Annotated in this window: 11 protein-coding genes; 7 read left to right on the top strand and 4 right to left on the bottom strand. The window is 64.5% G+C overall.

The window, feature by feature from the left end:
- Positions 1-405 precede the first annotated feature (405 nt).
- From AOQ71_RS37735 to AOQ71_RS37725, 3 genes are all read right to left on the bottom strand, one after another.
- The gene (locus AOQ71_RS37735; protein WP_057758164.1) at positions 406-1701 is read right to left on the bottom strand and encodes an MFS transporter; all 1296 of its coding nucleotides are present in this window, start codon (positions 1699-1701) and stop codon (positions 406-408) included.
- Between the two features lie 115 nt (positions 1702-1816).
- Positions 1817-3013, bottom strand: coding sequence for an acetyl-CoA C-acyltransferase (locus AOQ71_RS37730; RefSeq protein ID WP_057758162.1), 1197 nt, complete (start codon positions 3011-3013; stop codon positions 1817-1819).
- Between the two features lie 231 nt (positions 3014-3244).
- Complete coding sequence (locus AOQ71_RS37725; RefSeq protein ID WP_057758160.1) at positions 3245-4015, bottom strand: enoyl-CoA hydratase; 771 nt, start codon at positions 4013-4015, stop codon at positions 3245-3247.
- Between the two features lie 153 nt (positions 4016-4168).
- Between AOQ71_RS37725 and AOQ71_RS37720 the strand changes: the two genes are divergently transcribed.
- Entirely contained in the window at positions 4169-4708 is a 540-nt protein-coding gene (locus tag AOQ71_RS37720) for a PaaI family thioesterase (RefSeq protein ID WP_057758158.1), read from the top strand.
- Between the two features lie 59 nt (positions 4709-4767).
- Positions 4768-5388: a TetR/AcrR family transcriptional regulator gene (locus tag AOQ71_RS37715; RefSeq protein ID WP_057758156.1), complete on the top strand. Its 621-nt coding sequence runs from the start codon at positions 4768-4770 to the stop codon at positions 5386-5388.
- Between the two features lie 113 nt (positions 5389-5501).
- Here AOQ71_RS37715 and AOQ71_RS37710 read toward each other — a convergent pair whose 3' ends face one another.
- On the bottom strand, positions 5502-6410 hold the full coding sequence (locus AOQ71_RS37710; RefSeq protein ID WP_057758154.1) for a LysR family transcriptional regulator: 909 nt from the start codon (positions 6408-6410) through the stop codon (positions 5502-5504).
- A 102-nt stretch (positions 6411-6512) separates the two neighbouring features.
- Here AOQ71_RS37710 and AOQ71_RS37705 point away from each other — a divergent pair, with 102 nt between their 5' ends.
- The 5 genes from AOQ71_RS37705 (at position 6513) to AOQ71_RS37685 (ending at position 12975) form a co-directional block, all read left to right on the top strand.
- Positions 6513-8009 carry a CoA-acylating methylmalonate-semialdehyde dehydrogenase gene (locus AOQ71_RS37705; RefSeq protein ID WP_057758152.1) on the top strand — a complete coding sequence of 499 codons (1497 nt, stop codon included), beginning with the start codon at positions 6513-6515 and terminating at the stop codon, positions 8007-8009.
- Positions 8010-8130: 121 nt separating this feature from the next.
- Positions 8131-9276, top strand: a complete 1146-nt coding sequence (locus tag AOQ71_RS37700; RefSeq protein ID WP_057758150.1) for an isobutyryl-CoA dehydrogenase — start codon at positions 8131-8133, stop codon at positions 9274-9276.
- Positions 9273-10343 carry an enoyl-CoA hydratase/isomerase family protein gene (locus AOQ71_RS37695; RefSeq protein WP_057758148.1) on the top strand — a complete coding sequence of 357 codons (1071 nt, stop codon included), beginning with the start codon at positions 9273-9275 and terminating at the stop codon, positions 10341-10343. The genes AOQ71_RS37700 and AOQ71_RS37695 overlap by 4 nt, the downstream gene beginning before the upstream one ends.
- A 23-nt stretch (positions 10344-10366) precedes the next feature.
- Complete coding sequence (gene mmsB / locus AOQ71_RS37690) at positions 10367-11257, top strand: 3-hydroxyisobutyrate dehydrogenase (protein WP_057758146.1); 891 nt, start codon at positions 10367-10369, stop codon at positions 11255-11257.
- Positions 11257-12975, top strand: a complete 1719-nt coding sequence (locus AOQ71_RS37685; RefSeq protein WP_057758144.1) for an AMP-binding protein — start codon at positions 11257-11259, stop codon at positions 12973-12975. Before mmsB ends, AOQ71_RS37685 begins: the two co-directional genes overlap by 1 nt.
- Positions 12976-13023 lie beyond the last annotated feature (48 nt).

The following is a 13023-nucleotide window of genomic DNA, read 5'->3' as shown; positions in this document are numbered from 1 at the left end:
CCGGTTGATCAGCCAGTGGAGATCTGGTTCGGGAGGCCTTCGCTCGCTCCTTGGATGTCCAATGGTAGCCTGACGCCGGTATTCGGGGCTTCCGCGACCACTTCTCGATCCGTAACGGCGTTCGCCCCGCGATCCCAGGAACGAAATTCGCCTCGCCGCATTCAACGCGTATGAAGAACCTATATTTCGGCATCGGCGCTCTCGCTGGTGCGCTGGTTCTCCTCACGATTTGGCTGGGCCAGCACGAACGGGAGGCGGCAATCGATCGCCTTGAGCAATGGGAAAGCCGGTCCCCGTCCGAGCGCTAGCGGCGATGCAATCACTGGCGAGCATGTCAACAGTTCCGGGTTCGGCGGCGAAGAGGCACATCGCATCCGACCAGCTGATTTCACCGCCGCGATCGCGCTAGGCCATCGCGGCTTTTGCCTGTGGCTTCGGCTGCCGCGACAGTGCCAGCACGATCAGCGAGGCAAATACGCAGAGCGCACCGGCGATGAAGAAGGCAGGCAGATAGCTCTGCAGCAGCGTCCGCGACAGGCCAGCGCCGAAAGCGGCAGCGCCGGCGCCGAGCTGATGGCCGGCGAAAATCCAGCCGAACACCAGATTGGCACGTTCGGGGCCGAACTTTTGCGCGGTGAGCCGCACCGTGGGCGGCACCGTCGCGATCCAGTCGAGGCCGTAGAACATCGCGAAGATCGACAGGCCATAGAACGAGAAATCGCTGAAGGGCAGGAAGATCAGCGACAGGCCGCGCAGGCCGTAATACCAGAACAGCAGGAAGCGATTGTCGTAGCGATCCGACAGCCAGCCCGACATGATGGTGCCGAAGAAGTCGAAGATGCCCATCGCCGCCAAGAGGCTCGCCGCCTGCACCTGCGGGATGCCGAAATCGAGGCACATTGGGATCAAATGCACCTGCACGAGGCCGTTGGTGGAGGCGCCGCAGACGAAGAAGGTCGCAAACAGGATCCAGAACGCGCTCGACTTCGAGGCGTCGCGCAGCGTGCCGAGCGCCACCGCCGTGATCGAGCCGTGGCTCACCGGAGGCGCGGGCAGGGGCTCGCTGCCATCGTCGCCGAATGGGCGCAGGCCCACATCGCTTGGGCGGTCGCGCATGATGAGCATGACCGCGGTTGCGGAAACGCCAAGCATGATGCAGACGAAGCCGAGCGCGAGGCGCCAACCAAAACGTTCGGTCAGGCTCGCCAGCAGCGGCAGGAATACGAGCTGGCCGGTGGCGACGCTCGCAGTCATGATACCGATGACAAGGCCGCGGCGCGCTGTGAACCAGCGCGTCGCGATGGTGGCGCCCAGCACCAGCGCGGTCATGCCGGTGCCGATGCCGATCACCACGCCCCACAGCATCACGAGCTGCCAGACCTGCGTCATGCCGAGCGAGAGCACCAGCGCCGAGACGACGATGAGCTGCGCCGTCAGCGTGACGTTGCGCAAGCCATAACGGTTGAGCAGGGCGGCCGCGAACGGCGCCATCAGCCCGAACAGGATGAAGCGGATCGACAGCGCGGAGGAGATCTCGGCCGTGCTCCAGCCGAACTCCTTCTGAAGCGGAACGATGAACACCCCGGGCGCGCCGACCGTGCCTGCGCTGATCAGTGCGGCGAAGAAGGTCACGCCGACCATCACCCAGCCGTAATGGATGTTGCGACGGCCGAGCGCGGCCGAGAGCCAGTTCGAGATCATTGCGCCTCAATCCAGGTTGGCGGGTTTTGGCAGGCCCGCGTCATTGTTGCAGTTCTGACACGAAAACGGGAAGTCTGAAATGACAGACTTCCCTCAATTTCGGACGCTGCGACGGCTAGGGTGTCAGGCGCTCCACCGCGATTGCGGTGGCCTCGCCGCCGCCGATGCAGAGCGCCGCGACGCCGCGCTTGAGGTTGTTGGCTTCGAGCGCATGCAGCAACGTCACGATCAGCCGCGCGCCGGTCGCGCCGATCGGATGCCCGAGCGCGCAGGCGCCGCCATTGATGTTGAGTTTTTCGCGCGGGATGCCGAGATCGCGCTGCGCCGCCATCGCGACGACGGCGAAGGCCTCGTTGATCTCGAAGAGGTCGACATCACCCGCGCTCCAGCCGACCTTATCGAGCAGTTTTCTGATCGCCGGGATCGGCGCCGTGGTGAACCATTGCGGCTCCTGGCTGTGGGTGGCGTGGCCCTTGATCTCCGCGATGGCAGGAAGGTTGTTGCGATCGGCGAGCGAGCGCTTCGTCAGCACCAGCGCTGCGGCACCGTCGGCATTGGCGGAGGAGGCCGCCGGCGTGATGGTGCCGTTGGCACGGAACGCCGGCTTCAGTCCGGGGATCTTGTCGGGATCGACCTTCAGCGGATGCTCGTCATTGGCGATCACGCGCGGGCCTGCCTTCTCGGTCAGCGTAACAGGCGCGATCTCGGCCTTGAACGCACCGCCCTCGACCGCCTTGCGTGCGCGGCTCAACGTCTCCATTGCATAGGCGTCCTGGTCCTTACGGGTGAATTGATAAGCCTCGGCCGTGGCCTCGCCGAAATCGCCCATCGAGCGGCCGGTCTCGTAGGCGTCTTCAAGGCCGTCCATCATCATATGGTCGATGATGCGGTCATGCCCGGCGCGATAGCCGCCACGCGCCTTCGCGAGCAGGTAGGGCGCGTTGCTCATGCTCTCCATGCCACCGGAGACGACGATCTCGGCCGAGCCGGCGCGGATGATGTCGTGTGCCAGCATGGTCGCCTTCATGCCGGATCCGCAAACCTTGTTCACTGTGGTGGCCCCTGTGGCGTCGGGCAGACCAGCGCCACGCGCCGCCTGCCGCGCCGGCGCCTGGCCCTGGCCGGCCGGCAGCACGCAGCCCATGAAGACCTCGTCCACTTTCTCGGGCGCGAGCCTGGCGCGTTCCAACGCTGCATTGATCACGTGCGATCCGAGCTTGTGCGCGGCAAGCGGCGATAATTCGCCCATGAAGCGGCCGAGCGGGGTGCGGGCGGCGGAGACGATGACGACGGAATCGGCGGCTTCGGCCATGACAGAACTCCCTGGCGACGATCTGTTAAATTATGATCATCATATGATGCGCCGCAAAAAATGCAACCGCGACCGGCATGAGAAAATGTCGTGGTCCGGATGAGATTTGGTCGTGCGAGCGAAGTTGGTTGGCGCGAGGAACGAGGGCGTCCCTCCAAAGATAGTGTCATGCCCCCCCTCGCGGGGCATGACAGCGTCGTCCGGAGTGATCGCTGTGTCTTAGCCCAGAAGCTACCGCTTCCTGTTCACGAACGCCTGCATCAGCCGCGTCGGCTCGTCGGTCAGGAACGACTCGCCGAACAGCTTGACGCTGAGGTTGACCGACTCCGTGAGCGGCAATTCCTCCCATTGCCGCAGCAGCGCCTTCTGCGAGCGCAATGCCTCGGGACCACATTCGAGCAGCGTGCTCACCAAGTGCTCGATCTCGGCATCCAGCCCGCCCGCCGGCGCGACCTTGTCAATCAGTCCCCAGGACAGCGCCGTCGGCGCATCGATATTTTCTGCGGTCATCACCAGCCAACGCGCACGGGCCCAGCCGATCAGGCGCGGCAGCAGCGCGGCGTGGATCACCGAGGGGATGCCGACGCGCACCTCCGGCATGCCGAAATGCGCATCATGCGCCGCGATCCGGAAGTCGCAGGCCGCTGCGACCTCGAGCCCCCCGCCGAGGCACCAGCCCGGCATGCGGGCGATCATCGGGGCAGGGAATTGCCGCACCGCCTCGCAGAGATCGCGCAGGCGGCTGATGAAGGCCTCCGCGGACGTCTGGTCGAGCTTGGCCATCTCCTTGATGTCGGCGCCGCCGATCATGCTCTTCTCGCTCTGGCCGCGCAGCACCACGACCCGGATGCCGCGGTCAGTGGCGAGCTTTTGCAGCCCTTCGCGGACTGCGTCGGTCACGTGCGAGCTCAGAATGTTCAGTGAGCCGGCGTGGCAGATTGCGACATGAACGACGCCGCGCGCATCGCGTGTTACGCCGCAGTGGTCGTTGAGCATTTCCATCTGATGTCTCGAAGCTTTGTGGACGGGCGCGAGGCGCGGCCGTCGGCATTACTTCCGGGCCGAAACGCCGCGCTTGTCAAGCGGATGCGACGGTGTTGCCAGCATGAAGTCCGTCGCATAGTATGATTGTCATAATATTATAAAGAGGGCATCATGACGGAATCCGCTCAAGTCGATTTGTTTTCATCCGCGCAGCGGCGCGAGCGCGTGGTCGACTGGCAGGTGCCTGCGCCGGTCGCGAAAGTGGCCATGGGGCTATCAGGCCTGGACGCCATGCTTGGCATCCGCGATGGTCGGCTGCCACCGCCGCCCTTCGCCAGGCTGATCGGTTTTGTCATGGCCGTGGTCGAGCCTGACAGGATCGTGATGGAACTGGAGCCGCGCGAGGATCTCGAAAATACCATCGGCCTTCTGCATGGGGCGACCGCGGCGGCTCTGCTCGACACCGCCATGGGCTGTGCGATCTCGACGCGCCTGGAGGCCGGCCAGTCGTCGGTGACGCTCGACCTGAAAATCACCTTCCTGCGGCCGCTCTCGGTCCGGTCCGGACTGATCTCGGCCGAAGGCAAGATCATCAAGCTTGGGCGCCAGACCAGCTATACCGAAGGGTTTGTGCGCGATGGTAAAGGGGCGCTCGCAGTCCATGCAACTGCAACTTTTTCCATGGTCGGCAACATCTTTGCCGGGAATTAATGCGCCGCTTGGCCGATATTCGTGTTATGAGATGACCTCCGACATCCAATGAGAGCTGCATGCGCTATTCTCGGGAACACAAGCAGGAAACCCACGACCGCATCGTGAGGAAGGCCTCCGTGCGGCTGCGCGAAAAAGGTGCCCATGGTATCGGCGTTGCCGACCTCATGAAGGAGGCGGGCCTCACTCATGGCGGCTTCTACGCCCATTTCGATTCGCGCGAGGCGCTGGTGATCGAAGCCTTTGCCTACGCCATGGACCGCTCGATGGAGCACTGGCGCAAGCAGTCCGATCAGGTTGCGCCCGAGAAGCAGCTCACCCAGATCGTCGAAACCTATCTCTCCGCGCTGCACCGCGACAATCCCGGCCAGGGCTGCTCGATCCCAGCGCTCGGCGCCGAGATCGCCCGCGAGAGCCCGAAGACGCGAAAAGCCTTTGCTGGCAAGCTCGACGAGATGATCGAGATGATGACCAATTTCATCCCGAACGTTCCGCGCAAGGCCGCGCGCAAGCAGGCGATCGCCACGCTGGCGACCATGGCTGGCACCATGCTGCTGGCGCGCATCGCCGGCTCCAGCGAGCTGTCGGATGAGGTGCTGAAGGCGGGCCGGGACAGCGCGCTCGAGGGCGCGAGGCGGGAGCCGAAGGTGGCGGCTGCGAAGAAGGCGAAGCAAAACTAGGCGAGGTGCCGTAGGGTGGGCAAAGGCGCGTAAGCGCCGTGCCCACCATCTCTCTCGGTCGCAAAAAAAACGCGTGGGCACGCTTCGCTTTGCCCACCCTACGAGCCCGTCTTTTATCGCCCCGCAAACAACGCCCGCTCACGCTCCACGATCTCCCCGATATAATCCGCCACCGCCCGGATCCGCGCCAGGTCCTTGCTGTCGGCGTGCATCAGCATCCAGAACGTCCTGGTGATCGAGATCTCCTCGGGCAGCACCGCCACGAGTTGCGGATAGTCGCTCGCCATGAAGTGCGGCAGCACAGCGATGCCGAAGCCTGAGAGCGTAGCGTTGAGCTGCGCGATCAGATTGGCGCTGCGGAAGCGTGCCGAGATCCGCGGCGACACCTGCGGCAAATAGTCGAGCTCCGGCGTGAACAGCAGCTCCTCGATGTAACCGACGAAACGGTGCTGCGGCAGGTCCTGCCGCGAGACGATTTTCGGGAAGCGATCGAGATAGGCGGGGGCGGCGTAGAGCCCGAGGCGGTAGTCGAGCAGCTTGCGGCCGACGATGCGGCCTTCCTTCGGCATGGTCAGGCTGATCGCGATGTCGGCCTCGCGCTTGGAGAGGCTGAACAACCGCGCGGTGGCCACAAGTTGCAGATCGAGGTCGGGATAGCGGTCCGCGAACGGGGCGAGCCTTGGCGCCAGGAAGGCGGTGCCGAAGCCATCGGGCGCGCCGATCCGCACCGTGCCGGTCAACCGCGCCACGGAGCCGCCGACCTGCTCCTGGTTGGCCACGATGGTGGATTCCATCGCCTCCGCGCTGTCGGCCACGCGCTGGCCGGATTCGGTGAGGAGATAGCCGGTCTTTCGCCGGTCAAACAGCTTGGCCGAGAGATGCTTCTCCAGCCGGTCCACACGCCGGATCACGGTGGCATGGTCGACGCCGAGCTGCTTTGCCGCAGCCGACACCGAGCCGCCCCGCACAATGGCCAGCACGAAGCGGAAGTCATCCCAGTCGATAGCGCCTTGATCCAGCATTTTCGCACATCTATGGTGCATTATCTCAGACTTGAATCCTATAAAATGCAGGTCAATAGGATTTGTCAAAGCGTCCAAGCTCGGCCTGAAGGAGATCATTCCATGCGTTCAATCGGACACTTCATCGGCGGCAAGGAGGTCAAGGGTACCTCGGGCCGCACCGCCGACGTCTTCGAGCCGATGACCGGTGACGTCCAGGCCAAGGTCGCGCTGGCGTCCAAGGCCGAGGTCCGCGCCGCCGTCGAGAACGCCCGCGCCGCACAGCCCGAATGGGCCGCCACCAATCCGCAGCGCCGCGCCCGCGTGATGATGAAGTTCGTCGAGCTGGTACAGCGCGATTACGACAAGCTCGCCGAGCTGCTGGCGCGCGAGCACGGCAAGACCGTGCCCGACGCCAAGGGCGACATCCAGCGCGGCCTCGAAGTCGCCGAGTTCGCCTGCGGCATCCCGCATCTGATGAAGGGCGAGTACACAGAAGGCGCTGGTCCCGGCATCGACATCTATTCGATGCGGCAACCCTTGGGAGTGGTCGCCGGCATCACGCCGTTCAATTTCCCGGCGATGATCCCGATGTGGAAGTTCGCGCCCGCGATCGCCTGCGGTAACGCCTTCATCCTCAAACCATCCGAGCGCGACCCCGGCGTACCGATGCTGCTCGCCCAATTGATGATGGAGGCGGGCCTGCCGGCCGGCATCCTCAATGTCGTCAATGGCGACAAGGAAGCGGTGGACGCCATCCTCGACGACCCTGATATCAAGGCCATCGGCTTCGTCGGCTCCACGCCGATCGCGCAGTACATCTACGAGCGCGCCGCCCAGACCGGCAAGCGCTGCCAGTGCTTCGGCGGTGCCAAGAACCACGCCATCGTCATGCCTGACGCCGATATGGACCAGGCGGTCGACGCGCTGATCGGCGCGGGCTACGGCTCGGCCGGCGAGCGCTGCATGGCGGTCTCGGTCGCGGTGCCCGTCGGCAAGTCCACCGCCGACCGTCTGATGGAAAAGCTGATCCCGCGCGTCGAGTCGCTCAAGATCGGCACCTCGATCGATCCGTCGGCCGATTACGGTCCGCTGGTGACGCGCGAGGCGGTCGAAAAGGTCAAGAGCTACATCGACGTCGGCATCAAGGAAGGCGCGACGCTCGCCGTCGACGGCCGCGGCTTCAAGATGCAGGGCTACGAGAACGGCTTCTATCTCGGCGGCTCGCTGTTCGACAACGTCACCAAGGACATGCGGATCTACAAGGAAGAGATCTTCGGGCCCGTGCTCTCGGTCGTGCGCGCGCACGACTACAAGGAGGCGCTGGCGCTGCCGTCCGAGCATGATTACGGCAACGGCGTTGCCATCTTCACCCGCGACGGCGACGCCGCGCGCGACTTCGCGGCCAAGGTGAATGTCGGCATGGTCGGCATCAACGTGCCGATCCCGGTGCCGATCGCCTATTACACCTTCGGCGGCTGGAAGAAGTCGGGCTTCGGCGACCTCAACCAGCACGGTCCGGATTCGGTCCGCTTCTACACCAAGACCAAGACGGTGACCTCGCGCTGGCCGTCCGGCGTCAAGGAAGGTGCGGAGTTCTCGATCCCGCTGATGAAGTAGGGGCTGTTGCCCAGCCCGTCATTGCGAGCGCAGCGAAGCAATCCAGAATCTTTCCGCAGAGTAAGTCTGGATTGCTTCGTCGCTTCGCTCCTCGCAATGACGAGGAGGTGAGGAGCCCAGCATGCAATTCGCTCTGAACGAGGATCAGATCGCGGTGCGCGACATGGCGTTGGCGTTTGCGGCGGAGAAGATCGCGCCGCATGCGCTACGCTGGGACGAAGAGAAGCATTTCCCGGTCGATGTGATGCGCGAGGCCGCAACCCTCGGCATGGGCGGCATCTACATCCGCGACGATGTCGGTGGCTCCGCCATGACGCGGTTCGACGCCGCGTTGATCTTCGAGGCGCTGGCGACCGGCTGCCCGACCACGTCGGCCTTCATCTCCATCCACAATATGGCGTCATGGATGATCGATGCCTTCGGCAGCGACACCCAGCGTCATCAATGGTTGCCAAAGCTCTGCTCGATGGAGCTGATCGCGAGCTACTGCCTGACCGAGCCGGGCGCCGGCTCCGATGCAGCGGCGTTGCGGACGCGTGCGGTGCGCGACGGCGATCACTACGTCCTCAACGGCCAGAAGCAGTTCATCTCTGGTGCCGGCGGCACTGATCTCCTGGTCGCAATGGTGCGCACCGGCGGTGATGGCCCGGGCGGCATCTCGACCCTCGTCATTGACGGCAAGACGCCGGGCGTCTCCTTCGGCGCCAATGAGCGCAAGATGGGCTGGAACGCGCAGCCGACCCGCGCCGTGATGTTCGAGAACGCCCGCGTGCCTGTTGCCAACAGGCTGAGCGAGGAGGGTGTCGGCTTCAAGATCGCGATGGCCGGCCTCGACGGCGGCCGCCTGAACATTACGGCGTGCTCGCTCGGCGGCGCGCAGACCGCGCTGGACAAGGCGCGCGCCTACATGAAGGAGCGCAAGGCGTTCGGAAAGCGTCTGGATGAATTCCAGGCCTTGCAGTTCAAGCTCGCCGATATGGCGATAGAGCTTGAGGCCGCGCGCACCCTCCTGTGGCGGGCTGCGGCCGCACTGGATCGCAAGGACCACGACGCCACCATGCTGTGCGCGATGGCAAAACGCTTCGGTACCGATGTCGGTTTCGAGGTCGCCAACCATGCGCTGCAGCTGCACGGCGGCTACGGCTACTTGAGCGAATACGGCATCGAGAAGATCGTGCGCGATCTGCGCGTGCACCAGATCCTCGAAGGCACCAATGAAATCATGCGGCTCATCGTGGCGCGCAAACTGATCGAGGGCGCGCGATGAACGAAGTGGAGGAGGGCGATCTGGTCGCCCGTGTCGAGGGCGGGGCTGGCGTGATCAGGCTGAATCGTCCCAAGGCCATCAATGCCGTCACGCTGGAGATGTTTCGCGACATCGAGAAGGCGCTTGACCGCTTCGAGAGCGATCCCACCGTTGCCGTGATCCTGCTGGAAGGCGCCGGTGAGCGCGGCCTGTGCGCCGGCGGCGACATCCGCACGCTCTGGGAAAGCTCGAAGGCTGGCGGCGATCTCGGCAAGATCCTGTGGCGCGAGGAATATATCCTCAACGCCCGGATCAAGAAGTTTCCAAAGCCCTATGTCGCTTTCATGGACGGCATCGTGATGGGCGGCGGCGTCGGCTTGTCCGCGCATGCGAGCCATCGGGTCGTCACGGATCGGACGAAGCTGGCGATGCCGGAGGTCGGGCTCGGCTTCTTTCCCGATGTCGGCGGCACCTATTTGTTGTCGCGCTCGCCCGGCGAGATCGGCACGTTCTTCGGCCTGACCGGCCAGACCATGAACGGGCCGGATGCGATCCACGCGAGATTTGCCGATTGGGTGGTTCCTGCAGCGAAATTGCCGGAGTTGCGTGAGGCGCTGACCAAGGTGCGCGCGGGCGCGACCGCGACTGATATCAGCAGGCTCATCAACGGTTTTGCGACCGGCGAGACCGCGGGGCCGGTCGCGGCAAAGGAGCCGGTGATTGATGCGTTGTTCGGCTTCAACCGCATGGAAGACATCTTTGCCGCGCTCAAGCGCGACGGCTCGGACTTTGCGTTGGCAACGCTCAAGACGCTCAACGAAAAATCGCCGCGCGGCATGGTGGTGACGCTGAAACTGCTGCGGCTGGCGCGCACCGCGTCGAGCCTGGAGGAATGCCTGGTGCGGGAATATCGCGCCGCGAATGAGGTCTTCCGCAGCGATGATTTCCGCGAGGGCGTGCGTGCCGCGGTAATCGACAAGGACCGCAACCCGACCTGGTCGCCGCCGCGCATCGAGGATGTGACGCCGGAGATGCTTGCACCGTATTTTGCCGAGATCGGCGCCGACGAGCTCAAATTCAACCAATAACGATCGAAGTGGAGGAAACGACAATGGCTACGATCGCATTCATCGGTCTCGGCAACATGGGCGGCCCGATGGCGGCCAATCTGGTCAAGGCCGGCCACAAGGTCGTGGCCTTTGACCTCGTCGAGGCTTCCCGCAATCAGGCCAAGGCCGATGGCGCCAGCATCGCCGACAGCGCGGCGAGCGCGGTAAGAGGCGCCGAGGTCGTCGTCACCATGCTGCCGGCCGGCAAGCACGTGCTCGCCGTCTGGAACGAGGTCGTACCTGTCATGACCAAGGGCGCGCTGATCATCGACAGCTCCACCATCGACGTCGAGAGCGCGCGGGCCGCACATGCGCTTGCGGCCCAGCATGGCGTGCTCTCGGTGGACGCGCCGGTCTCCGGTGGCACCGGTGGCGCCAAGGGCGCGTCGCTCACCTTCATGTGCGGCGGTGAGGAGGGTGCGTTCGCGGCAGCCAAGCCCTTGCTCGAAAACATGGGCAAGAAGATCGTGCATTGCGGCGGCGCCGGAGCCGGCCAGGCGGCCAAGATCTGCAACAACATGATCCTGGGCATTTCCATGATCGCGGTGAGCGAAGCCTTTGCGTTGGCTGAGAAGCTCGGCCTCTCGCATCAGGCGCTGTTCGACGTTGCCTCGACCTCGTCGGGCCAGTGCTGGTCGCTGACGAGCTATTGCCCGGTTCCCGGCCCGGTGCCGACCTCGCCGGCCAACAACGACTACAAGCCGGGCTTCGCCTCGGCGCTGATGGTGAAGGACCTGACCCTGGCGCAGGACGCCGCCAAGGCCGCCGGCGCGGCGACGCCGCTCGGCAAGCATGCGCAGGAGATCTACCAGTCTTTCGACGCAGCCGGCCATGGCGGGGTGGATTTTTCCGGAATTATCAAGCACGTTAGGGAGCTGGCCGGGAAATCTTGATGACGACATTTCAGGAAGCGCGCGCGTTTCTGCTTCAGCACCGCACGGATTACGAGACAGCGGTCAGGGATTTCCGCTGGCCCGATCCTGATCCCTTCAACTGGGCGCTCGACTGGTTCGACGCCGAGCTGGCGACGAATGCGGAGAGCAAGGATCGGCCCGCGCTCTGGATTGTCGATGCTGCGCAGGACAAGCAGACGAAACTGTCCTTTGCGGCGCTCTCGCAGCGCTCCAACCAGGTCGCCAACTTCCTCCGTGCGCAGGGCCTGAAGCGCGGTGATCACCTCCTGCTGCTGCTCGGCAATGTGGTTCCGTTGTGGGAGACGATGCTCGCCGCAATGAAGCTCAGCGTCGTCGTGATCCCCGCGACCACGCTGCTCACGGCCGACGAGCTGCGCGACCGGCTCGATCGCGGCAAGGCGAAGGCGGTGGTGGCCGCACAGGATCAGGTCGCGAAGTTTGCCAGCCTTGGCGTCGATGGTGTCGCGCGCATCGTTGTGGGCGAGACGTCCGAGGGCTGGCTCGCTTACGACGAAGCGGCGAAGGCGCCTGTGAGTTTCACGCCCGACGGCCCGACCAACGCTGACGACCCGATGCTGCTCTATTTCACCTCGGGCACGACGGCAAAGCCGAAGCTGGTGCGGCATAGCCAGCGCAGCTATCCGGTCGGGCATCTGTCGACCATGTACTGGATTGGGCTAAAGCCCGGCGACGTCCATCTCAACATCTCCTCGCCCGGCTGGGCCAAGCACGCCTGGAGCTGCTTCTTCGCGCCGTGGAATGCGGGTGCGACCGTGTTTGTGGTCAACCAGCCGCGCTTCGACGCGAAGGGCCTGCTTGCCACCATCGGCCGCTGCGGCGTCACCACGCTGTGCGCGCCGCCGACGGTGTGGCGATTGTTCATCCAGGAGAACCTGTCCTCGTTCAAGGTTGCCTTGCGCGAAGTCTGCGGCGCGGGCGAGCCGCTCAATCCTGAGGTGATCGACCAGGTTCAGGCTGCCTGGGGTCTGACCATCCGCGACGGCTATGGCCAGACCGAGACGACCGCGCTTGCCGGCAACTCGCCTGGGCAAAAGATCAAGGTTGGTTCGATGGGCCGGCCGCTGCCGGGCTACCGTGTGCAAGTCAGCGACGCCGACGGCCATCCAGCCAAGGAAGGTGAGGTGGCGCTGCTGCTGGGCGCTGCTCGTCCCGCCGGCCTGATGCAAGGCTATCAGGGCGACGACGGTAAGCTGTCGGGCGCGGAAGGCGAGCTCTATCGCAGTGGCGATGTCGTCTTCGCAGACGAGGACGGCTATCTCACCTTCGTCGGCCGCTCCGACGACGTGTTCAAATCCTCCGACTATCGCATCAGCCCCTTCGAGCTCGAGAGCGTGCTGCTCGAGCATGAGCTCGTCGCGGAAGCCGCGGTGGTGCCGAGCCCCGATCCCATCAGGCTCGCGATTCCCAAGGCCTTCGTGCTGCTGACCGCGGGCGCCGAGCGGACGCCGGAGACGGCGCTTTCCATCTTCAAGCACCTGCACACCCGGCTTGCGCCGTTCAAGCGCATCCGCCGGCTGGAAATCGTCTCCGAGCTGCCGAAGACGATCTCTGGCAAAATCCGCCGCGTGCAGCTACGACGGCTCGAACGCGACAACGATCGCGACGATCCGCTGCGCGGCCGGGAATTCCGTGAGGAGGATTTTCCGGAGCTGCCAAGAACACGGGGCGATAGTTAAGTGAGATCTCGTCATTCCGGGGCGCGCGAAGCGCGAGCCCGGAATCCA

It is taken from the genome of Bradyrhizobium manausense (assembly GCF_001440035.1).
GTDB classification, from domain to species: Bacteria; Pseudomonadota; Alphaproteobacteria; order Rhizobiales; family Xanthobacteraceae; genus Bradyrhizobium; species Bradyrhizobium manausense.
The sequence above is the reverse complement of the archived record's forward strand: the minus strand, read 5'-3'. Positions and strand labels throughout refer to the sequence as shown.

Bases quoted from the DNA above. Each gene is read 5' to 3' on its own strand.
- AOQ71_RS37735 (WP_057758164.1), bottom strand. From the start codon at position 1,701: ATGATCTCGAACTGGCTCTCGGCCGCGCTCGGCCGTCGCAACATCCAT.
- AOQ71_RS37730 (WP_057758162.1), bottom strand. From the start codon at position 3,013: ATGGCCGAAGCCGCCGATTCCGTCGTCATCGTCTCCGCCGCCCGCACC.
- AOQ71_RS37725 (WP_057758160.1), bottom strand. From the start codon at position 4,015: ATGGAAATGCTCAACGACCACTGCGGCGTAACACGCGATGCGCGCGGC.
- AOQ71_RS37720 (WP_057758158.1), top strand. From the start codon at position 4,169: ATGACGGAATCCGCTCAAGTCGATTTGTTTTCATCCGCGCAGCGGCGC.
- AOQ71_RS37715 (WP_057758156.1), top strand. From the start codon at position 4,768: ATGCGCTATTCTCGGGAACACAAGCAGGAAACCCACGACCGCATCGTG.
- AOQ71_RS37710 (WP_057758154.1), bottom strand. From the start codon at position 6,410: ATGCTGGATCAAGGCGCTATCGACTGGGATGACTTCCGCTTCGTGCTG.
- AOQ71_RS37705 (WP_057758152.1), top strand. From the start codon at position 6,513: ATGCGTTCAATCGGACACTTCATCGGCGGCAAGGAGGTCAAGGGTACC.
- AOQ71_RS37700 (WP_057758150.1), top strand. From the start codon at position 8,131: ATGCAATTCGCTCTGAACGAGGATCAGATCGCGGTGCGCGACATGGCG.
- AOQ71_RS37695 (WP_057758148.1), top strand. From the start codon at position 9,273: ATGAACGAAGTGGAGGAGGGCGATCTGGTCGCCCGTGTCGAGGGCGGG.
- mmsB (WP_057758146.1), top strand. From the start codon at position 10,367: ATGGCTACGATCGCATTCATCGGTCTCGGCAACATGGGCGGCCCGATG.
- AOQ71_RS37685 (WP_057758144.1), top strand. From the start codon at position 11,257: ATGACGACATTTCAGGAAGCGCGCGCGTTTCTGCTTCAGCACCGCACG.